The 25,104-nt window shown below is 65.1% G+C and carries 27 protein-coding genes; 13 read left to right on the plus strand and 14 right to left on the minus strand.

Annotated features, from left to right (window positions below; genetic code table 11):
* The first annotated feature begins 342 nt into the window (after nucleotides 1-342).
* The 7 genes from ACFSUD_RS11050 to ACFSUD_RS11080 all read left to right on the plus strand — a co-directional run bounded on the left by ACFSUD_RS11050 (nucleotide 343) and on the right by ACFSUD_RS11080 (nucleotide 4,395).
* A complete protein-coding gene (locus ACFSUD_RS11050) occupies nucleotides 343-726 on the plus strand; it encodes a winged helix-turn-helix domain-containing protein (protein ID WP_386374355.1) in 384 nt (127 codons plus the stop codon).
* 70 nt (nucleotides 727-796) lie between these two features.
* A complete protein-coding gene (gene modA, locus ACFSUD_RS11055) occupies nucleotides 797-1,576 on the plus strand; it encodes a molybdate ABC transporter substrate-binding protein (protein ID WP_386374357.1) in 780 nt (259 codons plus the stop codon).
* A gap of 5 nt (nucleotides 1,577-1,581) precedes the next feature.
* Nucleotides 1,582-2,274 (plus strand): molybdate ABC transporter permease subunit, encoded by a 693-nt coding sequence (gene modB / locus ACFSUD_RS11060; protein WP_386374359.1) that lies wholly within the window; start codon nucleotides 1,582-1,584, stop codon nucleotides 2,272-2,274.
* Nucleotides 2,274-3,392, plus strand: a complete 1,119-nt coding sequence (gene modC / locus ACFSUD_RS11065; RefSeq protein WP_386374361.1) for a molybdenum ABC transporter ATP-binding protein — start codon at nucleotides 2,274-2,276, stop codon at nucleotides 3,390-3,392. Before modB ends, modC begins: the two co-directional genes overlap by 1 nt.
* Nucleotides 3,393-3,503: 111 nt before the next feature.
* A complete protein-coding gene (locus ACFSUD_RS11070; RefSeq protein WP_386374363.1) occupies nucleotides 3,504-3,719 on the plus strand; it encodes a hypothetical protein in 216 nt (71 codons plus the stop codon).
* A 2-nt stretch (nucleotides 3,720-3,721) separates the two neighbouring features.
* The gene (gene hemP, locus ACFSUD_RS11075; RefSeq protein WP_386374421.1) at nucleotides 3,722-3,886 is read left to right on the plus strand and encodes a hemin uptake protein HemP; all 165 of its coding nucleotides are present in this window, start codon (nucleotides 3,722-3,724) and stop codon (nucleotides 3,884-3,886) included.
* Nucleotides 3,883-4,395 carry a hypothetical protein gene (locus ACFSUD_RS11080; protein ID WP_386374365.1) on the plus strand — a complete coding sequence of 171 codons (513 nt, stop codon included), beginning with the start codon at nucleotides 3,883-3,885 and terminating at the stop codon, nucleotides 4,393-4,395. Before hemP ends, ACFSUD_RS11080 begins: the two co-directional genes overlap by 4 nt.
* Before the next feature lie 67 nt (nucleotides 4,396-4,462).
* On the opposite strand, the gene ACFSUD_RS11085 is transcribed toward ACFSUD_RS11080, so the two are convergent.
* Together ACFSUD_RS11085 and ACFSUD_RS11090 are read right to left on the minus strand one after the other, a co-directional pair.
* Nucleotides 4,463-5,746: an amidohydrolase family protein gene (locus ACFSUD_RS11085; RefSeq protein ID WP_386374367.1), complete on the minus strand. Its 1,284-nt coding sequence runs from the start codon at nucleotides 5,744-5,746 to the stop codon at nucleotides 4,463-4,465.
* The gene (locus ACFSUD_RS11090) at nucleotides 5,739-6,647 is read right to left on the minus strand and encodes a sulfotransferase family protein (RefSeq protein ID WP_386374369.1); all 909 of its coding nucleotides are present in this window, start codon (nucleotides 6,645-6,647) and stop codon (nucleotides 5,739-5,741) included. Before ACFSUD_RS11090 ends, ACFSUD_RS11085 begins: the two co-directional genes overlap by 8 nt.
* 202 nt (nucleotides 6,648-6,849) lie before the next feature.
* On the opposite strand from ACFSUD_RS11090, the gene ACFSUD_RS11095 reads away from it, so the two are divergent.
* Together ACFSUD_RS11095 and ACFSUD_RS11100 are read left to right on the plus strand one after the other, a co-directional pair.
* Nucleotides 6,850-8,214, plus strand: a complete 1,365-nt coding sequence (locus tag ACFSUD_RS11095) for a selenium-binding family protein (RefSeq protein WP_386374371.1) — start codon at nucleotides 6,850-6,852, stop codon at nucleotides 8,212-8,214.
* A gap of 10 nt (nucleotides 8,215-8,224) precedes the next feature.
* The gene (locus tag ACFSUD_RS11100) at nucleotides 8,225-8,581 is read left to right on the plus strand and encodes a 2Fe-2S iron-sulfur cluster-binding protein (RefSeq protein WP_386374372.1); all 357 of its coding nucleotides are present in this window, start codon (nucleotides 8,225-8,227) and stop codon (nucleotides 8,579-8,581) included.
* A 66-nt stretch (nucleotides 8,582-8,647) separates the two neighbouring features.
* On the opposite strand, the gene ACFSUD_RS11105 is transcribed toward ACFSUD_RS11100, so the two are convergent.
* From ACFSUD_RS11105 to ectA, 4 genes are all read right to left on the minus strand, one after another.
* Entirely contained in the window at nucleotides 8,648-10,132 is a 1,485-nt protein-coding gene (locus ACFSUD_RS11105; RefSeq protein ID WP_386374374.1) for an aspartate kinase, read from the minus strand.
* A complete protein-coding gene (locus ACFSUD_RS11110; RefSeq protein ID WP_386374376.1) occupies nucleotides 10,113-10,499 on the minus strand; it encodes an ectoine synthase in 387 nt (128 codons plus the stop codon). The genes ACFSUD_RS11105 and ACFSUD_RS11110 overlap by 20 nt, the downstream gene beginning before the upstream one ends.
* Before the next feature lie 5 nt (nucleotides 10,500-10,504).
* Nucleotides 10,505-11,791, minus strand: coding sequence for a diaminobutyrate--2-oxoglutarate transaminase (gene ectB / locus ACFSUD_RS11115; protein ID WP_386374378.1), 1,287 nt, complete (start codon nucleotides 11,789-11,791; stop codon nucleotides 10,505-10,507).
* Between the two features lie 72 nt (nucleotides 11,792-11,863).
* Complete coding sequence (gene ectA / locus ACFSUD_RS11120) at nucleotides 11,864-12,373, minus strand: diaminobutyrate acetyltransferase (RefSeq protein ID WP_386374380.1); 510 nt, start codon at nucleotides 12,371-12,373, stop codon at nucleotides 11,864-11,866.
* 278 nt (nucleotides 12,374-12,651) lie between these two features.
* On the opposite strand from ectA, the gene ACFSUD_RS11125 reads away from it, so the two are divergent.
* The gene (locus tag ACFSUD_RS11125) at nucleotides 12,652-13,137 is read left to right on the plus strand and encodes a MarR family winged helix-turn-helix transcriptional regulator (protein WP_386374382.1); all 486 of its coding nucleotides are present in this window, start codon (nucleotides 12,652-12,654) and stop codon (nucleotides 13,135-13,137) included.
* Nucleotides 13,138-13,162: 25 nt separating this feature from the next.
* Here ACFSUD_RS11125 and ACFSUD_RS11130 read toward each other — a convergent pair whose 3' ends face one another.
* Both ACFSUD_RS11130 and ACFSUD_RS11135 read right to left on the minus strand, forming a co-directional pair.
* Nucleotides 13,163-14,947: a TRAP transporter permease gene (locus ACFSUD_RS11130; RefSeq protein WP_386374384.1), complete on the minus strand. Its 1,785-nt coding sequence runs from the start codon at nucleotides 14,945-14,947 to the stop codon at nucleotides 13,163-13,165.
* 98 nt (nucleotides 14,948-15,045) lie between these two features.
* On the minus strand, nucleotides 15,046-16,002 hold the full coding sequence (locus tag ACFSUD_RS11135) for a TAXI family TRAP transporter solute-binding subunit (protein ID WP_386374386.1): 957 nt from the start codon (nucleotides 16,000-16,002) through the stop codon (nucleotides 15,046-15,048).
* A gap of 242 nt (nucleotides 16,003-16,244) precedes the next feature.
* Between ACFSUD_RS11135 and ACFSUD_RS11140 the strand changes: the two genes are divergently transcribed.
* The gene (locus ACFSUD_RS11140; protein ID WP_386374388.1) at nucleotides 16,245-16,952 is read left to right on the plus strand and encodes a sulfotransferase family 2 domain-containing protein; all 708 of its coding nucleotides are present in this window, start codon (nucleotides 16,245-16,247) and stop codon (nucleotides 16,950-16,952) included.
* A gap of 39 nt (nucleotides 16,953-16,991) precedes the next feature.
* Here ACFSUD_RS11140 and ACFSUD_RS11145 read toward each other — a convergent pair whose 3' ends face one another.
* Together ACFSUD_RS11145 and ACFSUD_RS11150 are read right to left on the minus strand one after the other, a co-directional pair.
* Nucleotides 16,992-18,410 carry a sensor histidine kinase gene (locus tag ACFSUD_RS11145; protein WP_386374390.1) on the minus strand — a complete coding sequence of 473 codons (1,419 nt, stop codon included), beginning with the start codon at nucleotides 18,408-18,410 and terminating at the stop codon, nucleotides 16,992-16,994.
* The gene (locus ACFSUD_RS11150; RefSeq protein WP_386374392.1) at nucleotides 18,407-18,886 is read right to left on the minus strand and encodes a molybdopterin-dependent oxidoreductase; all 480 of its coding nucleotides are present in this window, start codon (nucleotides 18,884-18,886) and stop codon (nucleotides 18,407-18,409) included. The genes ACFSUD_RS11145 and ACFSUD_RS11150 overlap by 4 nt, the downstream gene beginning before the upstream one ends.
* 520 nt (nucleotides 18,887-19,406) lie before the next feature.
* Between ACFSUD_RS11150 and panB the strand changes: the two genes are divergently transcribed.
* Both panB and panC read left to right on the plus strand, forming a co-directional pair.
* Nucleotides 19,407-20,234, plus strand: a complete 828-nt coding sequence (gene panB, locus ACFSUD_RS11155) for a 3-methyl-2-oxobutanoate hydroxymethyltransferase (protein WP_386374394.1) — start codon at nucleotides 19,407-19,409, stop codon at nucleotides 20,232-20,234.
* Nucleotides 20,231-21,064 (plus strand): pantoate--beta-alanine ligase, encoded by an 834-nt coding sequence (gene panC / locus ACFSUD_RS11160; protein ID WP_386374396.1) that lies wholly within the window; start codon nucleotides 20,231-20,233, stop codon nucleotides 21,062-21,064. The genes panB and panC overlap by 4 nt, the downstream gene beginning before the upstream one ends.
* Before the next feature lie 19 nt (nucleotides 21,065-21,083).
* Here panC and ACFSUD_RS11165 read toward each other — a convergent pair whose 3' ends face one another.
* The 4 genes from ACFSUD_RS11165 to ACFSUD_RS11180 form a co-directional block, all read right to left on the minus strand.
* A complete protein-coding gene (locus tag ACFSUD_RS11165; RefSeq protein WP_386374398.1) occupies nucleotides 21,084-22,367 on the minus strand; it encodes a TRAP transporter large permease in 1,284 nt (427 codons plus the stop codon).
* Nucleotides 22,360-22,881, minus strand: coding sequence for a TRAP transporter small permease (locus ACFSUD_RS11170; RefSeq protein WP_386374400.1), 522 nt, complete (start codon nucleotides 22,879-22,881; stop codon nucleotides 22,360-22,362). The genes ACFSUD_RS11165 and ACFSUD_RS11170 overlap by 8 nt, the downstream gene beginning before the upstream one ends.
* Nucleotides 22,882-22,957: 76 nt before the next feature.
* Entirely contained in the window at nucleotides 22,958-23,908 is a 951-nt protein-coding gene (locus ACFSUD_RS11175; RefSeq protein ID WP_386374423.1) for a TRAP transporter substrate-binding protein, read from the minus strand.
* Between the two features lie 182 nt (nucleotides 23,909-24,090).
* Nucleotides 24,091-24,966 (minus strand): DMT family transporter, encoded by an 876-nt coding sequence (locus tag ACFSUD_RS11180; protein ID WP_386374425.1) that lies wholly within the window; start codon nucleotides 24,964-24,966, stop codon nucleotides 24,091-24,093.
* Nucleotides 24,967-25,104: the final 138 nt, after the last annotated feature.

Here is a 25,104-nt window from a genome sequence, read left to right on the forward strand (position 1 = left end):
TGGCATGCTCAAAGGGTACAGGCTCTGACCTTCCGGCAGCGTTCCGGCCTCGGATGCCGGGCTGCTGCCGCTACGGTAAGCCCTTGCGATAGCACCCGAATAGAGGGAAAGGCTGCGTGTTGCGGTTGAGCCTTCGACGCTGAGGAAATATTTTCTCCCACAGGTAAAATTCATGGGTCAGAGGCGACGTTCTGGCGGTTCTTTGCGCCAGTCTTGTCCGTCCGACGAGGCGGATCGAATCCATCCCGGCGGGTCGCGGCGGGCGCGGGCCGGCGGCTCGGGGGCGGGCGTGGTTCTGCGTTATGGCTTGCCTTACCCAACGCGATGAGGTGAATTGCCGTCATGAGCGCGCCAGACGACACTTCCGCCACCTGCCCGAGACTCCGCATCCGGGTGCATTTCGGGCCGGAGATCATGCTCGGCCCCGGCAAGGCGGACCTGCTCGAAAGGATCCGCGACACCGGCTCCATCGCCGCTGCGGGCCGGTCGATGGCGATGAGCTACAAACGCGCCTGGTCGCTGGTGGAGACCATGAATACGGCGTTTCGCGAACCCCTCGTGGCCTCGGCGCGCGGCGGTGCCCGGGGGGGCGGGGCGCATCTGACCGAGACGGGCGAGGCGGTGCTGACCCATTATCGCAAGCTCGAGGAGATCACCGGCGAGGCCGGGGCAGCGCGGATCGGCGCGATCCGGGCCCTGCTGGCGGATATGCCGCAAGGGAAATAACGCTTGAACGGTCGCAGCGTAGTTGCGATATGTTTTGCGATACATATCACGAATTGGGAACAGCATGTCGATGCGACATTTTCTGTGCCGGGCAATGCTTTTTGGCGGAGCCATGATCGGCGCGCTGAGCCTCGCCGCGCCGCTCGCCGCCGGGCAGATCACGGTCTTTGCCGCGGCCAGTCTCGCGACGGCGCTGGAAGAGATCGAAGCGGGGTTCGAGGCGCAGCAGGGGCATGATCTGGTGGTTTCTCTCGCCGGATCCTCGATGCTGGCGCGCCAGATCGAACACGGCGCCCCGGCCGATGTCTTCATCTCCGCCAACAGCGACTGGATGGATCGGCTCGCGGCAGAGGGGCTGATCGCCGAGCGGACGCGCTTCGACCTGCTTGGCAACGAGATCGTGCTGATCGCCCGTGGCGGCACGGCGCGCCGGGTGGCGCTGGATGCGACGCTCGATCTCGGCGAATTGCTGAACGGCGGGCGGCTCGCGATGGCGCTGGTCGATGCGGTGCCCGCCGGGATCTATGGCAAGGCGGCGCTGGAACGGCTCGGCCTTTGGGATGACATCGCGGACCGGGTGGCGCAGACCGACAATGTGCGCGCGGCGCTGGCGCTGGTGGCGACCGGCGAGGCGCCCTTGGGGATCGTCTATGCCACCGATGCGCGGGCGGCGCCCGAGGTCAGCGTGATCGGCCGGTTCCCTGCCGGGAACCATCCGCCGATCGTCTACCCCGCCGCCGCGCTGGCACGGCGCGACACGCCCGAGACCCGCGCCTTTCTCGATTATCTCAGGGGCCCGCAGGCCCGCGCGGCCTTCGAGGCCCAGGGCTTCACCATGGCGACACGGTAGGCGCGGTGGCGTGGCTCGGCCCCGAGGAATGGCGCGCCGTGGCGCTGTCGCTGCAGGTGTCGCTCTGGGCGACGCTGCTGAGCCTGCCGCTGGGGATCCTCACCGCCTATGCGCTGGCGCGCTGGCAGTTTCCGGGCAAGCAGCTCTTGAACGGCATCGTGCATCTGCCGCTGATCCTGCCGCCGGTGGCGACCGGCTACCTGCTGCTGCTCGGCTTCGGGACGCGCGGGCCGATCGGCGGGGTGTTGGAGGATTTCGGCATCGTGCTGGCTTTCCGCTGGACCGGGGCGGCGCTGGCGGCGGGGGTCATGGCCTTTCCGCTGATGGTGCGCGCCATCCGCCTGTCGATCGAGGCGGTGGACCCGAAGCTTGAACAGGCCAGCGCCACGCTCGGCGCCTCGCCGCCCTGGGTGTTCCTCACCATCACCCTGCCGATGGCGCTGCCGGGGATCATCGCCGGGGCGATCCTCGCCTTCGCCAAGGCCATGGGAGAATTCGGCGCCACCATCACCTTCGTCTCCAACATCCCCGGCCAGACCCGCACCATCGCCTCGGCGATCCATGCCTTCCTGCAGGTGCCCGGCGGCGAGGATGCGGCGCTGCGGCTGGTGCTGGTCTCGGTCGTGGTGGCGATGGCGGCATTGCTGCTGTCCGAACTGATCGGCCGCCGCGTGGCGGCGCGTGTGGGGGGCAAGTGATGCTCGAGGTCGCGCTGCGCCATGACTTCGCCGACTTCACGCTCGATGCGCGTTTCGAGGCGCCCGCGGGGATCACCATCCTGTTTGGGCGCTCGGGGTCGGGCAAGTCGACCGTCGTCAATATCGCCGCCGGGCTGCTGCGCCCCGATGCCGGAAAGATCACCTCGGGAGGGCGCGTGTTGCTCGATACGCGCAACGGTGTCTGCCTGCCGCCGCATCGCCGACGGCTCGGCTATATCTTTCAGGAGGGACGGCTGTTCCCGCATCTCACGGTGCGCCAGAACCTGCGCTACGGCGCCTGGTTCGCGCCGCGCGGCGCGGCGCGCGAGGAGAGCGGCCGGGTGGTCGAGCTGCTCGGCATCGGCCATCTGCTCGACCGCCGCCCCGGTGCCCTGTCGGGGGGCGAGAAACAGCGTGTGGCGATCGGGCGGGCGCTGCTCTCGGCGCCGCAGCTGATCCTCGCCGACGAACCGCTGGCGGCGCTGGACGAGGCGCGCAAATCCGGGATCCTGCCCTATTTCGAACGGCTGCGGGACGAGGTCTCGGTGCCGATCCTCTATGTCAGCCATTCCGCTTCGGAAGTGGCGCGGCTGGCGACCAGCGTCGTGGCGCTGGAGGCGGGCCGGATCGTGCGGCAGGGCAGCGCGGCGGAGGTGCTGAGCGATCCGTCGGTGCTGCCTGCCGGGGCGCGCGAGGCCGGGGCGGTGCTGACCGCGCGGGTATTGCGACACCATGCGGACGGGCTGACCGAGCTTGCGGCGGGCGGGGTGCCGCTGTTCCTGCCGCGGCTGGCACAGGCGCCGGGCAGCGAGATGCGGCTGCGCGTCGCGGCCCATGACGTGATCCTGTCGCGCGACCGTCCCGAGGGGCTTTCGGCGCTCAACATCCTGCCCGGGACCATCGCCGAACTGCGCCCCGGTGACGGACCGGGCGCCATCGTCGCGCTCGACACGCCCGCCGGTCGGCTGCTGGCGCGGATCACCCGCCGCTCGGCCGCGGCGCTGGGACTCGCACAGGGCGGCAGCGCCCATGCGGTGATCAAGGCCGTGTCGATCGCCCCGGCCGATATCGGCGCCGGTCCGCGGGCCGGGGAAACCCGCGACCTTATACCAGAGTAAATCACTCTATTACTATTCTTGACATACCCTAGAGATTCAGTCAGGAATGACGCCAATCGTCCCAGCCACCGTCAAGGAAGCCCGGATCACGCTCAATGATGGAGGTGCCCGATGGCCGAGGCGAGCGATTTAGCGAGTGACCTGATGCCAAGTGACATGATGCCGAGTGACATGGCGAAAACTGCGGCATCGATCCGCCGGACCGCGCCCCGCGAACGGGCGGCGCCGCTGCGCTGGCTCGAATTGCTGGAAGTGTCGCGCGACGCCGACACGAATTGCACGGCGGAACTCGCGCGGCTGCTCGATCACGCGCGGCGTCTGGCATGAGCATGGCCAAGGCGATCCCGCAGAATACCGCGTCCCGGGCGACGGAACTGCCGACCTATCGCGCCCGTGACCTGACCGGGGGCGGGGATCAGGCGCATATCGAGCTTGACGGGCAGATCTACACCCTGCGCATCACCCGCGCGGGCAAGCTGATCCTGACCAAATGAAGATGCGCTTTTCCTTCCCCGAAGCGCAGCCGGGCCAGACGATGTCGCGCGGGGCCGCGCCGGTCGGGCAGCTGCAGGAACTGCCCGGCCTCGAACGCGCCGCGATCCTGAGCCTCCGCGCCTGGTGCGACGGCGGCGCGGCCCGGGCGGCGCTGGCTGAAGACATCGCCGCGCTGCTCGGGCGGACCGGGGGCGAAGAGGCGCAGGAGGCTTTCGACGCGCTGATGCGGCTGATCCTGCAGGGCGCCCGACGGCCGATGATGCGTCACGGCTGCAGTTGCAGCTGCATTGGCGGTGACGAGAACGCCTTCGCCCAGATGATCGGCGCGGCTGCCGCGCAGGACCGCGAGGAGGCGATGCTCTTTGCCGCGATACTGGTCTCCGGCGGGGCGGCCTTCGAACTGGTGGAGCGGGCGTTGAGCCTTGGGCCGCTGTTCCTGCAGCTCGGACGGGGGAAAGCATCGCGCGTGGCGGCGGATCGGAGCGGCGATCCGCGGCGGTTGCACTGAGCGGCAGGGCCGGGGGCCGGCCCCCGGACCCCCGAGGTATTTCGGGTCAGAAGAAGCCGGGGCTGGGTCAGCCGGTGGCGAGCCGGTGGCGGCGGCGCATTCTGTCCGGGCGGCCGGGCAGGTGAAGCGCCGCCTCGGCGCGCGGCAGGCGGCTGATCACCTTGCCCTTTGCGATGACGCAGAGCCGCGTGGCACGCAGGCGCAGTGCCTCGATGGGGTCGGCGGCGTCAAGCACCACCAGAGACGCCTTCGCACCCGGTTTCAGCCCGTAGTCACGCAGTCCGAGAATGCTCGCATTGTCGGTGGTGATCATCTCGAAACATTTGCGCATCTCGTCGGGGCTGCTCATCTGCGCCACGTGCAGCCCCATGAAGGCGACATCGAGCATGTCGGCGGTGCCGAGGGAATACCAGGGGTCGAGCACGCAATCCTGCCCCCAGCCGACCGTGATGCCCGCGGCCAGCATTTCCTTCACCCGGGTCAAGCCGCGGCGTTTGGGATAGCTGTCGGCGCGGCCCTGCAGCATGATGTTGATCAGCGGATTGGGGATCACCCCGATCCCGGCCTCGGCGATCAGTGGCAGCAGCTTGGTGACATAGTAATTGTCCATCGAATGCATCGAGGTGAGATGTGAGGCCGCGACCCGTCCCTGCAGGCCGAGACGCTGCGTCTCATGGGCGAGGGTCTCGATATGGCGTGACAGCGGATCGTCCGTCTCGTCGCAATGCAGATCGACCGGCAGACCACGGGCGGCGGCGATTTCGCAGAGCTCGGTGACCGACGCGGCACCGGCGGCCATGGTGCGTTCGAAATGCGGGATGCCGCCGATCACGTCGACGCCCATGTCGAGCGCGCGCAGCGTGTTCTCGCGCGCCTTCGGGTCGCGGTAGAAGCCGTCCTGCGGGAAGGCGACGAGCTGCAGGTCGATATAGTCGCGCACCTGTTCGCGCACGTCCAGCAGTGCCTTGACGCCGAGCAGGCGGGGATCGCAGGTATCGACATGGCTGCGGATCGCCAGGAGCCCCATGCTGGCCGCCCAGTCGCAATATTGCAGCGCCCGTGCCACCACGTCCTCGTGCCGCATCACCTGTTTCAGCTCGCCCCAGAGGCCGATCCCCTCGAGCAGCGTGCCCGAGGCGTTGATCCGCGGCAGGCCGTAGGAGAGCGTCGCGTCCATGTGGAAATGCGGATCGACGAAGGGCGGGCTGACCAGATCGCCCGTGGCGTCGATGATCTCCCCGGCCTCGGCGCCGTCGAGCGCGTCGACGGCGGTGATCCTGTCGCCGCGGATGCCGATATCGCGCTGCGTTCCGTCGGGCAAGGTGCCGCCACTGACGATCAGATCAAACATCGGCCGATTCCTTCCCGGGTCGGCTTGCTTCGGGCTTTGGCCGGTCGCGGGCCACAACGGTGGTTTTCCAGGCCTCCCAGGGCGGCGTCACCTGCAGCAGGTCGGCCAGCGCGGCCACGTCGGCGGCGAAATGCTCGATCAGCATGTCGCGCGTCTCCGGCCGCATGGGCGGGATTTCCGACTTGATGGAGATGCTGTTGGCCGCGAGCAGCCGGGCCACGAGCTTCTGGGACTTGATCCGCGCCAGCGCCGGTTCCATGCCCTGTCGGCGCAGCCAGTCGCCGCCGCCGCGCAGGGACTTGCGCAGCAGGGCATGGCGCGGCCGGTCGCTTTCGTTGCGCCGCTCGCTCAGGATGGCGCTGCGGAAACCGGGATCGACACCGATGAAGTCGAAGACCTCGACCGCGGTGCCCGCCGGGTCGGCGCCGATCTCTTCGGCGAAGAGCACCTTGATGCTCGCGGCGGGAAAGGCGTCGAACCAGGGGCGCAGGTGACGCGCATAGAGCCCCTGGTCGAGATAGCAGGGGTTGTTGCGCAGCCCTTCCTCGAAGGTGCAGGGGGCGATATGGCCCTTGACGATCTCGTGCATGTGGTTGGAGAAGGCGCGCGCGATCGGGTCACGCAGCAGGGCGAGGATCTTCATCTGCGGATCGAAACGCGCGGCGCGCTCCGCGGCGCGCGGGTCGATCAGGTAGGAGGGCGAGCTTTCGAACAGCGCCATGCGGCCGGGGGCGGCGGGGAAATGCCCCTCATACCATCGATAGCCGCGGTCGAAATAATAGCTGAAGAAATCCACTTCCTTGGGCTCGGAAACCGCGATCTGGGGATGGGAGCCCGCGATCGCATGGAGCCAGGACGATGCGCATTTCTGCCCTCCGATGCCGATCACGCGTCTTGTCACTCAAGCCTCCAAACCCGTTAACAGATCGTCGATTGTGCAGCGCTGTCGGAACGATACGTCGGAAGCCGCCATGTGCCAAGCCGGTTCTGCAGGCGGGCGGACCGGGGACCGGGAATCTTGCGGAGAGACGGTCTGCTGATCTATCCTGAGAAAGAGCAGGCCAGAGAAACAGGAGTAACGTCAGCACGGAGGGAGGAATATCATGTCAGAGCAAACCAACGGATGTTGTCCGGGGCCCGGCTATGCTTCGCCGCAGGAGGCGATCAAGGCGCCGCGCGAGAAGGTTGTCTATACGATCTGCATCTATACCGGGACCGGAGTCGAGAAGCCCGATTACCTTGCCACCATCGACGTTGACGAGGACAGCCCGACCTACAGTCAGGTGATCCACCGCACCGAGATGCCGATTGTCGGGGACGAGCTGCATCACATGGGCTGGAACGCCTGTTCCTCCTGCAATGACGATGGCAGCATGGAGCGTAAATACCTGATCATCCCCGGCGTGCGCACCACCAATTTCTATATCGTCGACACGGCCAGCGATCCGCGCGCGCCGACCCTGCACAAGACGATCGACGGCGATGAGATCAAGGCCAAGACCAACCTGTCGGCCCCGCACACGGTGCATTGCCTCGGCGCGGATATCATCGTCTCGATGCTGGGCGATGCCGAGGGCAACGGGCCGGGCGGGTTTTTGCATCTGGACAAGGATTTCAACATTCTCGGGCGCTGGGAGGAGGATCTCGGTGCGATGAAATACAATTACGATTTCTGGTATCAGCCGCGCCACAACATGATGATCTCGACCGAATGGGGCGCGCCCAATACCTTCATGCCGGGGTTTGACCTCGAGGATGTCGCGCGCGGCAAATACGGGCAGCATGTGCATTTCTGGGATTTCAAGAACCGCAAGGTCGAACAGAGCATCGATCTTGGCGCCGAGGGGATGATTCCGCTGGAGGCGCGGTTCCATCATGATCCGGACAGCACCCACGGGTTTGTCGGGGCGGCGCTGGCGTCCAATATCTTCCATTACCACAAGGACAACGGCAAGGTGGAGATCGAGAAGGTGATCGATGTCGAACCTATCGATGTCGAAGGTTTCCCGGTGCCGATGCCGAGCCTGATCACCGATATCCTGGTGTCTATGGATGACAGGTATCTCTATTTCTCGAACTGGCTGCACGGCGACCTGCGCCAATATGACATCACCGACCCGTCGAATCCGAAGCTGACCGGGCAGGTCTGGATCGGCGGCATGCTCGGCAAGGCCCATGAGGTCAACGGCAGGGCGGTCGAGGGAGCGCCGCAGATGATCCAGCTGTCGCTCGACGGCAAGCGGCTCTATGTAACGACTTCGCTGTTCTCGACCTGGGACAACCAGTTCTATCCGTCGATGAAGGAGAAGGGCGGGGTGATGCTGATGGTGGATTGCGATCCCGAGAATGGCGGCATGAAGATCCGTGAGGATTTCCTCGTCGATTTCGGCGCGGAGCCGCAGGGCCCGGCGCGGGCGCATGAGACGCGTTATCCGGGCGGTGATTGTTCCTCGGACATCTGGATCTGAGCGCGGCGGGATGCGCAGGCACAGGGTCACGTTCCGAAACCGCGGTCTGAGCTTCGAGGTCGGCGAGGACGAGGCGATCATCGACGTGGTCGAGGCGGCAGGGCATGTGCTGCCGATCGGCTGTCGCTATGGCGGCTGCATCACCTGCGCGGCGAAGATGATCTCGGGCTCGGTACGCCAGCCGAAGGGGACGGCGCTCAACAAGCGTCAGGCGGGGGAGGGCTATGTACTGCTCTGCGTGGCGCGACCGAGAGAAGATTGCGTCTTCGATGTCGGGGTGGAGAGCCATGACAGGCTTTATGTGAACCCGTTTGCCAGCGCGGCGGCGGCAGCTCAGATGACCCGGGCACGGGAGCGGGAAGGCTGAAGCCTTGACGCGAGAGGCCGGGGCGTGATCCGCCCCGGCCTTTCGTCACATTCCGGATCGCGCGCTTCAGGCGGCCCGGCGCGGCGCGTCAGCCGCGCTGCGCGCCTCGCTGTCTTCCTCGATCAGGCGATGCAGTGCGATGATCGCCGGTTGCAGATCCTCGCGCGCCATGGCGAATTGCACATCGACGCTGCGGGTGGTCTGGGTCGTGGCCAAAGGTTCGAGCCCGGCCTCGTGCAAAAGGTTCAACCCGCGCGATAGCACCCGGAGATTCTCCATGTTCTGACCGATCACCGAGACGATGGCCAGCGAGCGCACGGTGATCTTGGCCTGCGGATAGATCTTGTGCAGATCACTCTCGACCTTGCGGATCGCCGAGAGCGGCGCATCGACGTAATGCACGATCGTGTTGGCATTCGAGACCTTCGAGACGATCCGCAGCCCGTGCCGGGTCAGCGTGTCGAGGATCGTGGAATCATAGCCCTTGGTGCCGACCATGTCCTGTTCGAACAATTCGAGCGAATAGACATCGAGCCCGGTGATCACTTCGGGCGTCGCATGGCGGGAGGCGAAATCCTCGATCAGCGTGCCCAAGTCATCGGGCTCAAAGGCGTTGGTCACGCGCAGCGGCACATTGGCCTGACGCAGGGTCTTGCCCGCCTTGGGGTGGATCGCCTCCATCCCCATGTTGGAGAGCTGGTCGGCGACGTCGTAATTGGTGTGACCCACCTTGCGCACCTTGTCCGCGCCGACGAGTTTCGGATCGGCGGAGGAAAGGTGGAATTCCTTGTGGATGATCGCCTCGCGTGCTGCGGTCTGGGCGGCGATGCGGCTGAAGGTCACTTCCGAATAGCCCCGGTCGTACTCCTGCATCAGCCCTTCGCTGCATTGCGCATAGCCGGTGACGATGGGCAATTCGCTGGCCAGATCGACACCGCTGAGCCCCGCGTCGATGCGCTCGGCGAGGCTGTATTCTCCGTCATCGCGCCAGCCCGACAGATCGACGAACCGCGCCGACAACCCGTTGCGGCTGAGCAACAGTGAGGTGACATAGGCAGAATGCGCCTCGCCCAGCCCGGAGAGCAATTCGCGGATCACGTTCATGTGGTGGTCGAGCCGGAAATGTCCGTAGGAACAGACCCGTTGCAGGTCGATCAGGCAGGAGCGCGCGCCCTCGATCCGGTCGCGCACGAAATCATCGGCCAGCGAGCGGTCGCCGGGGTGATCGAGCACCGACGCATGGGCGGCACACATCGCCTCGGCGACGCTGCTCAGCGCGGCGAGCCAGCCATGATCGTCATCGGCGCTGGAAAACAGGCCGAAAACGCCGGGCTTGCCGGATTTCTTGTGCTCCAGCAGCAGGTCGGTGATCCCGGCAAAGGCCGAGACCACGAAGATCCGCTGGTAGCGCTCCGGCCCCTTGCGGGAGCCGATGAACAACGTGTCGAGCAGCTCAGGCAGGCGCGACATCGAGGTGCCGCCGATCTTCTCGACGGTATGGCGGGGCGCGTTAGCGGCTTGCTGGGTCTGATCAGGCATCAGCTTTGGCATAGCTTCCATCTTCCTGGTGCACTTCGCTGCCGGTCACCGGCGGGTTGAAGCAGCAGGCCATGACCAGCTCTTCCTCGGCGCGCAAAGTGTGCTTGTCATGCAGGTTGAGCGCATACATCACGCCGGGGCGGATCTCGTGGGTTTCACCGCTCGCGAGATCGGTGATCGTGCCCTTGCCGGAGATGCAATAGACGCTTTCGAAGTGGTTCTTGTAGTGGAACGTATGTTCCGAACCGGCCTCGAGCGTGGTGATGTGGAACGAAAAACCCATCTTGTCATCGGCAAGCAGCATGCGCACGGAAGTCCATTGCGCATCCGCGACCTTGCGATCAGTGTTCTTCAGCTCGTTGAAATCTCTGACGATCATATCGGTTACTCCGCAGCAATTTTGAGGGAAAGCGAGGCGCTCACGGCGTCCTCCAGCGTGTCGAGCCCGGCCTTGAACTGGGCCAAGGGCGTGGTCAGCGGCGCCAGCACCTTGACCACCTCATCCTCGGCGCCCGAGGTCTCGATGATCAGGCCCTTGTCGAAGGCGTCGGCGCAGATATGCGCCGCCAGTTCGCCCGAGCCTACGTCGATGCCGCGCATCATGCCGCGGCCCTTGACGTAGGCGCCGGGGATGTGACGCGCGATCTCGGTCAGGCGCTTTTCGAGAAGGTCAGATTTTTCAGCGACTTCCTTGGCGAAGCTGTCATCCTTCCAGAATTTCTCGAGCGCCACCCGGGCGGTGACGAAGGCATGGGTGTTGCCGCGGAAAGTGCCGTTGTGCTCGGCCGGTTTCCAGATGTCGAGCTCGGGCTTGAGCAGCAGCGCGGCGAAGGGCAGGCCCATGCCGGAGAAGGATTTGGCCAGCGTGATCATGTCCGGCTCGAAGCCGAAATCCTCGGTCGAGAAGAACGAGCCGGTGCGCCCGATACCGGCCTGGATGTCGTCGATGATCAAGAGCGCGCCCAGCTCCTTGGCAAGCGCGGCGATGCCCTGCAGCCATTCCTTGCTAGCGGCGTTGAGCCCGCCTTCGCCCTGAACCGGCTCGACGATGAAGGCCGCCGGCGCGTCAATGCCGCTGGAGCCGTTGCGCAGCATCTCGCGGGCCAGTTCCAATGTGTCGACATCGCCCAACGACCCTTCATAGGGCAGGTGGGTCGTGTCGTTGAGGCTGACGCCCCCGGCGCCGCCCCGTTTCCCGGCATTGCCGGTCAGCGCCAGCGCGCCCAGCGTCATGCCGTGAAAGCCGTTGGTGAAGGCGATGACATTCTTGCGCCCGGTGGTCTTGCGCGCCAGCTTGATCGCCGCCTCGACGGCATTGGTGCCGGTCGGGCCGACCATCATCACCTTGTGGTCCATGCCACGCGGCTTGAGGATGATCTCGTCAAAGGCGCGCAGGAAGTCGGCCTTGGTGTCGGTATACATGTCGAGACCGTGAGTCAGCCCGTCGCCGGTGATGTGATCGACCAGCGCGGATTTCATGTCAGGGTCGTTGTGGCCGTAGTTGAGCGACGAGCAACCGGCGAGGAAGTCGGTATATTCGCGACCCTCTGTATCGGTCAGGGTGCTGCCGCTGGCGCTTGTGAAAACGGTGTCGAACGACCGGCAATAGGAGCGGACTTCGCTCTCGCGGCGTTCAAAGATGGTACGATCGGCTGTCTGAGCAGTCGACATGGGAGTTCCTCCAATGGATGAAAAGATGGCCCCTTCGCCGGGGCATGCATGTGGGCTGGATCTGGTCGGTGATCAGGCGGCGGCGCTGAGCGGCTCTGCCAGCGGGATGGTGACCAGATGTTCGGTCTTGGCCGTACCGTCGAAATGCTCTTCCGACTTGTAATAGGCCTCGCTGTCGATTTCGGCGCCCTGGCGTTCGGCAAAGCTGCTGAACAGGCCCCAGGACGCGTCATTGTCCTTGGTGATGGTCGTCTGGATCTGGTTCACATCGGCGCAGGCGTCGCGGGCAATAAGCTGACCGAGCATGCGGCGGCCAAGGCCGCAGCCGCGTGCCAGAGGCGACACCGCGACCTGCCAGACGAAGAGCGTTTCGGGATCGTCGGGCCGGACATAGGCAGAGATCCAGCCGACGGGCGCGCCGTTCATCTCGGCCAGAACGCAGGTATCGGCGAAGTGGTCGCATTGGACCAGGTTGCAATACATCGAATTCTCGTCGAGTGGCTTGCAGCTGCGCACCAGCTCCCAGACGGCGGAGCCATCCTGGTTGCTCGGTTTGCGCAGCTTGATCCTGGTTTCGGTCATGTCTTTCGGCACGTGGTCTACCCTCTCTGGTCGTTCCCGATGGTACGCATCGTTTTTTTATTCGTATTGCTAAGTATAATTCGAGAGCCTCGCAATCAACCATAAAAATTGTGTTAATTTTCCGACATCGCGTCAAAGCAACGCATTGCCTTGCAAAGCGAATGATTTGCGGCGGCGGAAATTTGCCGGATTGGAAGGGCGCGGCGGCGATGCTATGAGTAAATTTCAACAGCAAACCCGAGGCTTGCGCCAGGCCCGGGCATCAGATGGACCCGCCCATGGATCGTACCGACAAGAGCCTGATCGCGCTGCGCCGAATCCTGCGCTCGACCGAACTCTATGGCCGTGAGCTGGCCAAGGCCGCCGGGCTCACGGCGGTGCAGGTGCGGGTGTTGCAGATTTTGACCGAGACGGGCCATGCCACGTCAAAGGAGATCTGCACGCGCATGGGGGTTACGCAGGCGACGATGAGCTCGGTGATCGACCGGCTGTCGAAAAAGGCGATGGTCGAGCGCCGCCCCTCGCTGTCGGACCGCCGCGCGATTGACATCATCATCACCGACGCCGGGCGCCACGCGGTCGATACCGCCCCCGATCCGCTGCAGCAGCGCTACGTGGCGCAGTTCGAGGCGATGGAGGAATGGGAACAGGCGATGTTCGTCTCGGTGCTCGAACGGGTGGCGGTGATGCTCGGCGGCAGTGACACGGCAGCGGCGCCGGTGCTCGACATCGGCGATCTTGGCGGCAAGGGCGAGACGCGCTGAGCACCGGCCCCGGCAGGGACTGGGCTCAGAAATAGAGCCCGGAAAAGATCACCGCCAGCCCTGCGGCGCAGAGCAGCAGGGTCGCCAGCTTCCCCCGCGCCCCGATCAACCCGTTGGAGATCAGCACCAGCCCCAGAGCCAGCCGCGCCAGCGCCAGCAGCGCCGCGCCCGGGCTCTCGGAGAGCCGCAACAGGTCCGGGTTGGCGATCATCCCGAGCGGAATGAGATAGAGCCCGACCCCGAGCGCCATGGCGGTCAGCGCCACCTTGAGCCAGTTCTCCCCGATCATCCCGGCGGCGATGAACACCGCACCGCAGACCGGCGGCGTGATGGTCGACAACAGCGCGAACCAGAAGACGAAGAGATGCGCTTGCAGCGGCGCCAGCCCGAGCTGTGTCAGCGCCGGTCCGGCCACCGAGACACAGATCACATAGGCGGCGGTGGTCGGGACTTCCATGCCGAGCACCAGACAGGCCAGCGCGGTCAGCAGCAACGAGGGCCAGAGCAGTCCGCCGGAGCCTTCGAGGATCAGCGAGGTGATCTTGACCCCGAGCCCGGTGATCGACAGCACGCCGATGATGATCGAGGCACAGAGGATGATCGCGGCGATCAGCGAGACCTGCTTGGCGGCGGTCAACAGCGCGCGCACCAGCCTTTCGGCGATCAAACGGCGGTCGATCTCGAACCGGCCGTTGACGAAGAGCAGCAACGTGCCGGCGAGGATCGCCAGCGCGGCGGAATATTCCGGCGTGAACCCGGCGCCGAACATGCTCCAGAGCAGCACTGAGAAGGGCACCAGAAAGAACAGCGAGGTGACGATCACATCGCGCAGCGCCGGGTGATCGGCAGCATCGACGCCTCTGAGTTCGAAGCGCCGCGCATAGGCGTTGATCCCGACCCAGACCGCGAAGAAATAGAGCAGCGCGGGCAGGATCGCCGCGGCCATGATCGCGGTATAGGGCACGCCGGTCAGCTCGACCATGACGAAGGCCCCGGCCCCCATCAACGGCGGCATGATCTGCCCCCCCGAGGAGGCCACCGCCTCCACCGCCGCGGCGAGGCGTTTGGGATAGCCGAGCCGTGTCATCGCGGGCAGGGTGATCGCGCCGGTGGAGGCGACATTGGCCGAGGCCGAGCCGGAGATCGAACCGAACAGGGCAGAGGAAATCACCGACACCTTGGCCGCTCCGCCATTGAGCCGACCGGCCGCCGCGGCGGCGACATTCATGAAACCCTGTCCGGCCTCGCCCGCGTTCAGCACGGCGCCGAAGATCACGAAGATCGACACGACGCTGACCGACACCCCGGTGAGCGACCCCCAGATCCCGCCTTCGGCAATGGTCAGCGTGCCGAGGAAGCTCGGCAGCGGCGTGCCGGAATGGCCGAACTGGCCGGGAATATGTTGGCCGAGCAATCCGTAGAGCAGCGCCGCCGCGGCCACCAGCGGCAGCGGCCAGCCGATGGCGCGGCGCGCGGTCTCGAGCGTGACCAGTAGCAATATGATCGCAACGGCAGTCTGAAGGTCGTTTTCAAGGAACCCGTATTGATCGATCAACGTGTCACTGCGCCACGCCACCCAGAGCGCTGCGCCGACACCGAGCAGCGCCAGCAGGAGTCCCGAGCCGCGCTGCCATCCCGGACGCGCGGCAAAGACCAGCGCGAAGGGCAGGATGAAGGCCATGTGCAGCGGACGGCTGACAAGGTTGGGCACCAGGCCGGAAAAGATCAGCGCCAGGTGATAGAACACCAGCCCTGCCGCCAGGAGGAGCCAGAAGGCAGCCGCAACTCGACCCTTGGGCAGCATGTCCATGGCAATATCTTTCGTCCGGTGGTGGGGGAATGGGCGGGAGGCGCGGCCCGGGGTCAATCGACCGGGCCGCGCCTCGGATTGTCGGGGTCGGGCGCGGTCTATTGCTGTGCGGCGTCGAGCGCGATCCCGGCTTCCTCGTAATAGCGCACGGCACCGGGGTGGATCTTGCCGTCGATATTGGCCATCAGCGCTTCATCGACACCATTCCACCACGGCGAAGTGTCGCCGAGCTTTGCCTTGCTCTCCCAGAAGGTCTTGGTCAGCGCATAGGCGGTGTCGTCATCCATCTGCGTGGTGGCATAGGCGACGACCGGCAACGAAGTCGTGGTAATGTCGGCCTCCTGACCGGCATAGGTCCCGGCGGGAATTGTCAGCGCGGTGCGGTTGCTCTGCGCGATCTGGTCCTCGCTCAGCGACAGGATGGTGACCGGGGTCGAGGCGGCGGCCTCGATCACGTTCGGGGCGGGCCAGGAACCGGCGGTGACGAAACCGTCGATCTGCCCGTTCTTCAGCGCGGCGACCGCATTGGACAGCTCCGCATCGGCGATCTCAACCTTGTCGGTGAGCCCGAACAGCTCCAGATATTTCTCGCCTTCGGTGGCGCCGAAGGAGCCATTGCCGAGCAGGATGGTCTTGCCCTCCATTCCGGCAAGATCGCTGGCACCGCTGCTTTGGGACATCACGAAATGCATGGTCAGCGAGGGGATCGGGAACAGCGCGCGGATCTCGTCGAATTGCGCATCGCCCTTGCCCTCGAACATCGCCTTGCCGCCCTGCGCGAGACCGACAAGTGCCGGCGGCGTGGTGAAGACGTAATCGCCGCCCCGGGCGCGCACTTCCATGACATTCTGCACCGAGCCCTGGCTTTCCTCGACGGTGACGATCACCTCGCCGTCGGTGCCTGTCTTCATCGCCTCGGCCAGTTCCACGCCCATCTGGTAATAGGACGAGCCGGTCTTGGCCGATTTGTAGGTGATGCGCGTCTCGGCGCCGGCGGCGGTGGCGCTCAGCGCGCTAAGGGCCAGCAGCGCGGCGGTGGTCTTGAAAAACTTCATTGGCTTCTCCTCCTCATCGAGCCTGTCGCTCCGTCCTGCTGTCTGGCCGATCGGCGCGCGAAGCTCCACTTATTTTTCGCAAATCATGACAAAGAGGCGCCGACCGGGGCGGCGATGTCGCAACGCTGCGGGATGCATCGGCGAGCCGGGCCGGGAATTATTTGCATCGGAAGAAATTGACGCGGCGCCGCATTCGCGCCTAAGCAATGGGCAACGCTTTCGTTGTAACGAGGAACCGTCCCATGCCGCTGGCCCGGATAAACGGCAAAATCCTGCATTTCATCCATATTCCCAAAACTGGCGGTTCCGGCATTTCGAGCTATCTGCGCGCCAAGGGGCAGGTGGCGCTTTACAGCCGCGAACGCCTGCAATGGGCGCGCACCACCCCGCAGCATGTCCATGCCGAGACCAGCGAGATCCTCCTGCCGGACGGTTTCGCCGATGCGACTTTCGCGGTGATCCGCGATCCAATGCAGCGTCTGCTCAGCGAATACCGCTACCGCGTGACCCGGCGCCATGATTCCGGCGCAGTGCCGAAGGCTCTGGACAGCGGCGCGGCGCTGACGGTGGAGCTGGACTGGGGTGCGGAGTTTCACGGCACGTTCGACGCATGGGTCACGCATATTTTCGCGGAATATCAACGCGATCCGCATGTCTGCGACAATCACGTGCGCCCGCAGGCCGATTTCATCCGGCAAGGCGCGGCATTGTTCCGGTTCGAGCAGGGGATGCAGCCGGTGTTCGATTGGATCGACCGGGTGACAGGCACGACGCGTGCCGATTTCCGGATCGATCGCAACGAAAGCATTAAGTTCGAGATCGAGATGAGCGACGAGACGCGGGCGGCGATCCGGCGGTTTTATGCCGCGGATTTCGCGCTGTGCGACAGGCTGGCCACCGCGCCAGCGCCCTCCGCAGAGCGTCAGCCGGAGATGGTCGTGGCGAAATAGGCTGACCGGCGCGCGCGTTGCCCCGAAACGTCGCCGTTCTCAGGCGGTGACCGGGTCGCGCGTCGTGGTGCCGCTGCCGACAGGGCGCGGCGCGTCGGGCAGCAGCGCCAGCTCGAACCAGAAGATCGAGCCCTTGCCCTCCCTGGAATCGAACCCGATGCGGCCCTCGTGCAGCTCGATCAGCTGTTTGCAGATGCTGAGGCCGAGGCCGCTGCTCTTGGTCGGTCCGGTGGTGCCGGGATTAACCTGGTGGAAGCGGGTGAAGAGGTTGGCATGTTCCTCGGGCGGAATGCCGCGGCCATGATCGATGACCTCGACCCGCACGCTGCGATCGACACGATAGGCCCGCACCCGCACGATATCCCCCGGCGAGGTGAATTTCGCGGCATTGGAGAGGAAGTTGCTGATTACCTGGGAAATCCTCCGCGCATCGGCGCGGATGGGCAGCCGATCGGGCAGCGGTGAGATCGCCAGGCTGACATCGAACTGGCGCGCGTAATTCTGGCAGCTCTGCACCGTGTCGGCGATGATCTCGTTGAGATCGACCTCCTTGCGCTCGAGCGATACCTTGCCCTCGCTCAGCGATTGCGCATCGAGGATGTCGTTGACCAGCGCCATCAGCCGCTCGCCGTTGCGATGGGCGATATCGACCAGACGCCCGGCGTCCTCGGGCATCGTCTTGCCGTGTTTCATCCGCAGCAGCGCGAGACCGCCGAGGATCGAGGTCAGCGGCGTGCGCAGCTCGTGGCTCACCACGCTCATGAAATTGTCCTTCTGTTTCGCGGCGGCCTGAGCCTCCTTGGCGAGCTGGCGCATCTGCCGCGACGTGCGCTTGCTGGCCTTGAGGTCGAGCATCAGCAGCGCGGCGAAAATGGCGGCGATGCCGAGGATCGCGATGCCGAGATAGGCGATGCCGCGGGACAGGGAGAGAAGCGTCTGGCGATAGGCGCTCATGAAGCGCGATTTGGCTTGTGCCAGCGCCAGGGACAGCTGGCGGAACTGCGGATCCAATGCGTTGATCCGGAACAGGATGTCCTCGGTGATCTCACGGCGCGCGGCTTTCGTGGAATCCGGTCCCGGCAGGGCGAGGATCACCGGTTCGAGATCGACAAAGATGGCTTCGAGGTCATGGACCGCCGAATTGTCGATGTCATAGCTTTCGACGATCTCGGTGAACTTGCCGGCCTGCATGACGTTGATCCGGCTCCAGGCAATGTCGAACCTGAGCGCGACATCCTCCCGTGTCTTCAGCCCGAGCACGTATTCGTTGAGCTCGGCATTGAAGCGCAGGATCTCGAACTGCAGCTGCGAGGCAATCCAATGGGGGTCGCTTCGTTCGGCAATGCGGATCTGGCGGACCTGGTCGCCGAGTTTCCACACCATGCCGCCGCCGAGCAGGATCGAGCCGATAAACAGCCCGAACAGCGTCGCCCTGACGAAGTTACCCCCTGTGCTCATTCAACCGCGATGCTTTTGAGTTGCCAGACCAGACGCCCGTTATAGATGTCGTCGCGCAGCTTGGGCTCGTCATCCATCGGATAAATCACCCAGATCGGCCCCTTGTCGCGGATCGACATCGGTTTGCCGTCCATCGACAGCGCCAGGATCACGTCATGTTCATAGGCATCCGACGCCGGGGCCCGCACGGTGAAATCGTTGAGCGCCGTCATGATCAACTCGCTTTCCGGCCCGATATCCTGACCGGCGAGCACATCGCGCAGTTTCGGGCCGACAAAGGTCGTGGTGGTTTCGACATAGTCGTTCTTGGTCACGACGGTAGTCTGCGGCATTTCCTGCAGCTCTTCCATGCTGAACGATTCGGCCGCGCCATGGGCGTTTACCGTCAGGATATCGGCTGCATGACCAAGCGTCGGCAGCGCCATCAGCGCAGCCACGAGACAGAATTTCACCATTTCAATTGCTTGCCGCGTCATTGGTCGAGACCTTTCGGATTTGTGAACTTTGCGTCGATCCTGCCATCTGCGCATGGCGATTATATGGCGGGATCGCGTATATGTTTCGCGGCTGTGATGCAGCGTTTCGAAGCGTGCGACAATCCCCTCTGACAGCGCGGAGCGCAGTATTCTCTGATGTCCGGGGGCCGGGCGCCTCGCGGTCATGGCTGCCCTGCAATCGGGGCGTGATATGGCCACTATTGGTAAAACCGCAGGCTGCAGGCTGGCGGGGCACCGGGCAAACCGTGACAGGCGCGCGCATCTGCTTGCCCCTGGGTAAAGTGCCGTCTAAGAATCCTGCATTCTTCCGCAAGCATGGCGGTGCGCGACACAGACGGCGAGTAGGCGCAAAGGTGGACAGGGGCATCATGGGACCAGATAAGCGGACAAATGTGACCAGAGACTTTACGTCATCCGGGTTGAGCGCTGTATTTTACGGAGCAAACCGTTCAAATGCGCGCTATCCGCCCGCCGCGGCACCACGAAAGGACGACATGTTATGAGCCGATCCGCCCCGCAACCGAGCCTCACGCCGAGTGACATCCGTGCCCGCAAGGGAGAGGTGCCGCTGGTCTGCCTGACGGCCTATACCACCCCTGTCGCCCAGCTTGCCGACGCGGAATGCGATGTGGTGCTGGTCGGGGATTCCGTCGGCATGGTGCTGCACGGGTTGCCCTCGACCCTGCCGGTTAGCCTTGAGATGATGATCATGCACGGGCAGGCGGTGGCGCGGGGGCTCGAACGGGCGATGCTGGTCATCGACATGCCCTTCGGCAGCTACGAGGAAAGCGCCGAACAGGCGTTTCGCAATGCCGCGCGGCTGATGGGCGAGACCGGGGCGGCGGCGGTCAAGCTGGAGGGTGGCCGCCATATGGCGGAGACGATCCGCTTCCTGGTGGCGCGTGGTATACCCGTGATGGGCCATGTCGGGCTGACGCCGCAATCGGTCAACACGCTGGGCGGTTACAAGGTGCAAGGGCGCGGCGAGGACCGCGACCGGGTGATCGCCGATGCGCGTGCGGTGGCGGAGGCGGGGGCCTTTGCCATCGTGCTGGAGAAGGTGATCGCCGACCTCGCGGATGAGATCACCGAAACGCTGGCGATCCCGACAATCGGCATCGGCGCCTCGGCGGGATGTGACGGACAGATCCTGGTGATCGATGACATGCTCGGGCTGTTCAACGCCTTCCAGCCGAAATTCGTCAAGCGCTACGGGGATCTGGCGCAGGACGCCGCCACCGCGATCCGCAGCTATGCAGAAGAGGTGCGCAGCCGGGAATTTCCCACTAAGGAGCATGTGTTTTCCGAAGGAAGCCCGAAGACATGAAGATTATCCGCAAGAAATCCGAGCTGCGCGCGCTGACCGAAGATTGGCGCGCGGCGGCGGAGAGCATCGGCGTGGTGCCGACCATGGGCGCGCTGCATGCGGGGCATCTGAGCCTAGTGGAGGCCGCCAAGGCGCAGAACGACCGGGTGATCGTGACGCTCTTCGTCAATCCGCGCCAGTTCAACCAGGCCTCGGATCTGGAGAAATACCCGCGCACCGAGGAGAGCGATGCCGAAAAACTCGCGCCCTTTGATATCGACGTGCTCTATATCCCCGAGCCGGATCAGATCTATCCGGCGGGCTTTGCCACCAATATCAGCGTCTCGGGCATCAGCGAGGCGCTCTGCGGCGCCGACCGGCCCGGTCATTTCGACGGGGTTGCCACGGTAGTCACGAAGTTGCTGCTGCAATGCGATGCCGACCGCGCCTATTTCGGCGAGAAGGATTTCCAGCAGGTGCAGGTGGTGCGTCGGCTGGTCGAGGATCTCGATCTCAAGGCGAAGATCATCCCCTGCGAGACGATCCGCGAGGCCGATGGGCTGGCCCTGTCATCGCGCAATCTGCGGCTCGGAACGCAGGCGCGGCAGGTGGCGCCGGTGCTGCACCGGATCCTGCGCGAGACGGCAGAGGCGATCGGCAGGGGCGAGAAAGGCGCGCTGGAAAAGGCCCGCGCGGCATTGCTGGCGGCCGGTTTCGGGCCGATTGACTATCTCGAGATGCGCCATGTCGATGACCTGTCCCCGGCGGAGGATGCCGGTCGGCCGCGTCGGCTCTTCGTGGCGGCATGGCTCGATGATGTGCGGCTGATCGACAATATCGCGCTCGACTGAGCGCTTCTCGCGCCGGGGTTCAAAGCCCGCTGACCTGCGGCAGCCAGGTGGAGAGCGCCGGGATGAAGGTCAGCAGCAACAGCACCGCGATGGAGGCGAGGAAGAACGGCGGCAGCTCGCGGACCAGCGCTGCCGGGCGCATCTGCGTTGCGCCGGAGACGACGAAGATCAGCGCTCCGACCGGCGGCGTCGCCAGCCCCATCGTCAGGTTGACGATCACCACGATGGCGAAATGATTGGGGTCGATCCCAAGCGCATGGCTGATCGGCGCGAGGATCGGCACCAGGATCAGTACGCCGGGCAGCGGATCCATGAACAGGCCGAAGAGCAGCAGCAGCACGTTGACCGCCAGCAGGAACATCACCGGCGAAAGATCCCAGCCGATGATCGTGGCAGCGAGATCCTGCGGGATGCCCTCGATGATCAGCACCCAGGCGAAGGCCCGCGCCGCGCCGAGGATCAGCAATACCGCCGAGCTGACGAGCGCGGCGCGCAGGATGATCTCAGGCAGGTCGCGCAGGCGCAGCGAGCGATAGATGAACATGCCGCAGGTCAGCGCGTAGAACACCGCGATCACCGAGGCTTCCGTCGGGGTGAAGATGCCGAAGCGGATGCCGCCGACCACCAGAACGATCAGCATCAGGGCTGGCAGGGCCATGGCGCTGGTGCGCAGCATCTCGCCCGCGCCGGGCCGCGTGTCGGCGCCGCGATAGCCGCGCCTTGCCGACATGATCGCATTGGTGGCGAGCATCGCGGCGGTGATCAGCAGCCCGGGCAGGATGCCGGCCATGAACAGCGACACGACCGAGACCTGCTGATCCTGCATCGCGTAGATGATCATGGTGATCGAGGGCGGGATGATCGGTCCGACGACGGCGCTCGAAATCGTCAGCGCCCCGGCATAGGCGCGGTCATAGCCGCCCTTTTCCATCATCCGCACCATCATCGCGCCGGGTCCGGCGGCATCGGCCAGCGCGGAGCCGGAAATCCCGGCAAACAGCGTCGATGAGATCACATTGGCATGGCCGAGCCCGCCGCGCAGATGGCCGACGAACTGGCTGGCGAAGCGCAGGAGGTGATGGGTGATGGCGCCGCCGGTCATCAGCTCGGCGGCGAGCACGAAGAAGGGCACCGCCAGCAGCGGGAAGGAATCGAGCCCGGCGAACATCTCCTTCACCACGACGATCTTCGGATAGCTGCTGCCCAGGCTCAGCGCCAGAAAGACCGAGATCGCCATGGCAAAGGCGACGGGCAGGCCGAGCGCCATCAGCAGGAACAGGGCGGGAAAGAGGATTTCAGCCACTGGCGGCTCCGGTTGCTGAAGGGCCGTCTGTCCGCGGCGCGTCGCGGTAGTGACCGAGCGCGATCAGCGGGCGGGCGATCAGCAACAGATGCACGCTCAGAAGGGCAAAGCCGATCGGCATGGCCGCATAGACATATTTGAACGGCAGGCGCAGCGCCGGGCTGCGCTGATATTGCATCCGGGTCATGTATTCATAGCCGGTGACGATCATGAAGACGAAAAACGCCAGCAAGCTCAGCACGATGGCCCCGCGCAGGGCGATCTGCGCCGGGCTGGGCAGCACGTCCTGCAAATTAGTGATCGCCACATGGCCGCCGCGGCGCAGGGCCAGCCCGGCACCGGTGAAGGTCATCCAGATCATCAGGTAACGGGCCACCTCGTCGGCCCAGGGCAGCGAGTGGTTGGTGGTGTAACGCAGGGCGACATTGGCCCCCACGACCAGTGCCATGCCCGCGAGCATCGCAATCACCGCCCAGCGGTTCAGGGCCACGAAAAGGGCTTCGGCTCGGCGCAAGGGGAGGTTCCTTTCGGATCGCGGGACGGAGCCACCCGCGCGGGGCCGCTCCGTGCCTTCGGTCAGTGAGCGCGGATCACTCGGTGGCGATGATCCGGTCGATCACGTCCTTGTCGTATTGCTTGTAATAGCTCTCGTAGGCCGGCTGCACCGCCTGCTGGAAGGCCGCTTTCTGTTCGGCGCTCAGGGTGCCGACCTCCATGCCGCGCTCCTTCAGCGTGGCAACGCCGCTGGCCTCGACATCATCGACGAAACCGCGCATCGCCGCGACCGCAGCTTCGGCGCCCTTTTCGAACGCTGCCTTGTGCGCGTCGCTCAACCCGTCCCAGAACGGCTTGGAGACCAGCAGCATCGCGGGCGAATAAACGTGGCCCGACAGGGTCAGATATTCCTGCACCTCGTCAAGCTTCACCGAGACGATCACCGAGAGCGGGTTTTCCTGTCCGTCGATCACGCCCTGCTGCAAGGAAGAGATCACCTCGGGCCAGGCCATCGGGGTCGGCGCGGCGCCGAGCGTCTCGAAGGCCTCCAGATGCACCGGGTTCTCCATGGTGCGGATCTTCAGCCCGGCCACGTCTTCGGGCTTGGCGATCTGGTTGCGGTTGTTGGTGATGTGGCGGAAGCCCTGCTCGCCCCAGGCCAGCGCATGCAGGCCGACGTCGTCGAACTTGGCGAGGATCTCGTCACCGACCTCCCCGTCGAGCACCCGGCGGGCATGGTCGAGATCGCGGAACAGGAAGGGGATGTCGAAGACGCCGGTCTCGGGGACGAAATTCGCCAGCGTGCCGGAGGAAACGATGGTCGCCTCGATCGTGCCGATCTGCAGCCCCTCGATCACCTCGCGCTCACCGCCGAGCCCGGAGGAGGGGAAATGCTTGAAGGTGAATTCCCCGTCGGTCTCGGCCTCGACGACCTCCTGAAAGGCGGCCGCACCGACGCCGTAATGGGAATCCGGTGCCAGCGCATAGCCGAGCTTGACCTCGGTCTGTGCCGCGACGGCACCGGCGGAAAGCACGAGGCCGAACATCGCGGCGCTGCTTGCGAAAAGGGATGTACAGGAAAATTTCGACATGCGGGTCTCCTCACCAGCTAATGACAGGGAGAGTGCTAAACCTGATCAAAAGGACAGGCAAGCCGCACGTTGACCCTGTAAAGGCTCACGATGCAACGACTTGTGCCGGGACCGCAGCCCCGGCACGCCCGAAACCTTCAGCGCACGCCGCGCCGACGCCGCGGCGCGGCGGTGTCGGAAACGCCCTCGCGCTGGAAGACATAGAGCCCCGAGGCGAGGATGATCGCGATACCGATCCAGGTGAAGCGATCCGGGAAATCGCCGAACAGCAGGTAACCCGCCGCGGTGGCGCCGAGGATCTCGACATATTGAAACGGCGCGAGGCTGCTGGCCTCGGCATGACGGAAGGCTTCGGCGATCAGCAGATGGCTGGCACCGGTCAGCGCCCCGATGGCGATCAGCGCGCCCCAGGCCCAGCCCGCATCGGGCAGGATCGACGCGGGGGCCTCGAGACCGGTCAGCGCGACAAACAGGACCATCCCGGCGGCGGCGTAGAGCGTCGCGCCGCATTGCACGGTCAGCCCCGATCGAGTCGCCGTGGCACGTTTGAGCACGATCATGTTGAGCGCATAGCTCAGCGCCGCCAGTGCCGGCAGCACGGTCATCCAGCCGAAATCGGAACCGCCCGGGCGGATCACCACCAGCGCGCCGATCAGCCCGACGCCGACCGCGATCAGCCGCCGCGGCCCGGCCTTCTCGCCCAGCAGCGGTCCGGCCAGCACGGTCAGCAACAGCGGCTCGACGAAGAAGATGGCGATCACCGTGGCCACCGGCATGCTCGCGAAGGCGACGACGAGGCTCGACAGTGTGACGATCACCAGCGCCCCGGAAAGCGCGATGATCGGCGAGAACATCGCCCCGCGCAGGCGGTTGCGCAGAACGAAGGCGATGGGCGCCATGAAGGCGGCCTGTGCCAAGAGCCGCCACATCACCACATGCGAGGGCGAGAGCACCCCGGTCAGCAGCTTGCTGAGCGCATCCCCGAGCGGCAGCATCAGCATCGCCGCGATCATCAGCAGGAGGCTGCGGTTGGCGCGCAGCCCCGCAAGGGGCGCGGCGGGAATGATGGCGGTGTTGGCGACCATGACGATATCTCCAAAAATAACGGGGCCGCGCAGCGACGCGGCCCTATTCCGGGCGTTCAGGACAGG

The sequence above is a fragment of the Sulfitobacter aestuarii genome (genome assembly GCF_042685005.1).
GTDB lineage: Bacteria > Pseudomonadota > Alphaproteobacteria > Rhodobacterales > Rhodobacteraceae > Sulfitobacter > Sulfitobacter aestuarii.

What these genes read in the sequence shown, in the direction of transcription:
- modA (WP_386374357.1), top strand. Translation starts at nt 797, where the DNA reads ATGCGACATTTTCTGTGCCGGGCAATGCTTTTTGGCGGAGCCATGATC.
- ACFSUD_RS11125 (WP_386374382.1), top strand. Translation starts at nt 12,652, where the DNA reads ATGGATCGTACCGACAAGAGCCTGATCGCGCTGCGCCGAATCCTGCGC.
- ACFSUD_RS11135 (WP_386374386.1), bottom strand. Translation starts at nt 16,002, where the DNA reads ATGAAGTTTTTCAAGACCACCGCCGCGCTGCTGGCCCTTAGCGCGCTG.
- ACFSUD_RS11080 (WP_386374365.1), top strand. Translation starts at nt 3,883, where the DNA reads ATGAAGATGCGCTTTTCCTTCCCCGAAGCGCAGCCGGGCCAGACGATG.
- ACFSUD_RS11105 (WP_386374374.1), bottom strand. Translation starts at nt 10,132, where the DNA reads ATGCCAAAGCTGATGCCTGATCAGACCCAGCAAGCCGCTAACGCGCCC.
- ACFSUD_RS11150 (WP_386374392.1), bottom strand. Translation starts at nt 18,886, where the DNA reads ATGACGCGGCAAGCAATTGAAATGGTGAAATTCTGTCTCGTGGCTGCG.
- ACFSUD_RS11050 (WP_386374355.1), top strand. Translation starts at nt 343, where the DNA reads ATGAGCGCGCCAGACGACACTTCCGCCACCTGCCCGAGACTCCGCATC.
- panC (WP_386374396.1), top strand. Translation starts at nt 20,231, where the DNA reads ATGAAGATTATCCGCAAGAAATCCGAGCTGCGCGCGCTGACCGAAGAT.
- panB (WP_386374394.1), top strand. Translation starts at nt 19,407, where the DNA reads ATGAGCCGATCCGCCCCGCAACCGAGCCTCACGCCGAGTGACATCCGT.
- ACFSUD_RS11095 (WP_386374371.1), top strand. Translation starts at nt 6,850, where the DNA reads ATGTCAGAGCAAACCAACGGATGTTGTCCGGGGCCCGGCTATGCTTCG.
- ectB (WP_386374378.1), bottom strand. Translation starts at nt 11,791, where the DNA reads ATGTCGACTGCTCAGACAGCCGATCGTACCATCTTTGAACGCCGCGAG.
- ACFSUD_RS11100 (WP_386374372.1), top strand. Translation starts at nt 8,225, where the DNA reads ATGCGCAGGCACAGGGTCACGTTCCGAAACCGCGGTCTGAGCTTCGAG.
- ACFSUD_RS11070 (WP_386374363.1), top strand. Translation starts at nt 3,504, where the DNA reads ATGGCCGAGGCGAGCGATTTAGCGAGTGACCTGATGCCAAGTGACATG.
- ACFSUD_RS11085 (WP_386374367.1), bottom strand. Translation starts at nt 5,746, where the DNA reads ATGTTTGATCTGATCGTCAGTGGCGGCACCTTGCCCGACGGAACGCAG.
- hemP (WP_386374421.1), top strand. Translation starts at nt 3,722, where the DNA reads ATGGCCAAGGCGATCCCGCAGAATACCGCGTCCCGGGCGACGGAACTG.
- ACFSUD_RS11175 (WP_386374423.1), bottom strand. Translation starts at nt 23,908, where the DNA reads ATGTTCGGCCTCGTGCTTTCCGCCGGTGCCGTCGCGGCACAGACCGAG.
- ACFSUD_RS11110 (WP_386374376.1), bottom strand. Translation starts at nt 10,499, where the DNA reads ATGATCGTCAGAGATTTCAACGAGCTGAAGAACACTGATCGCAAGGTC.
- ACFSUD_RS11140 (WP_386374388.1), top strand. Translation starts at nt 16,245, where the DNA reads ATGCCGCTGGCCCGGATAAACGGCAAAATCCTGCATTTCATCCATATT.
- ectA (WP_386374380.1), bottom strand. Translation starts at nt 12,373, where the DNA reads ATGACCGAAACCAGGATCAAGCTGCGCAAACCGAGCAACCAGGATGGC.
- modC (WP_386374361.1), top strand. Translation starts at nt 2,274, where the DNA reads ATGCTCGAGGTCGCGCTGCGCCATGACTTCGCCGACTTCACGCTCGAT.
- ACFSUD_RS11130 (WP_386374384.1), bottom strand. Translation starts at nt 14,947, where the DNA reads ATGGACATGCTGCCCAAGGGTCGAGTTGCGGCTGCCTTCTGGCTCCTC.
- ACFSUD_RS11180 (WP_386374425.1), bottom strand. Translation starts at nt 24,966, where the DNA reads ATGATCGCGGCGATGCTGATGCTGCCGCTCGGGGATGCGCTCAGCAAG.
- ACFSUD_RS11145 (WP_386374390.1), bottom strand. Translation starts at nt 18,410, where the DNA reads ATGAGCACAGGGGGTAACTTCGTCAGGGCGACGCTGTTCGGGCTGTTT.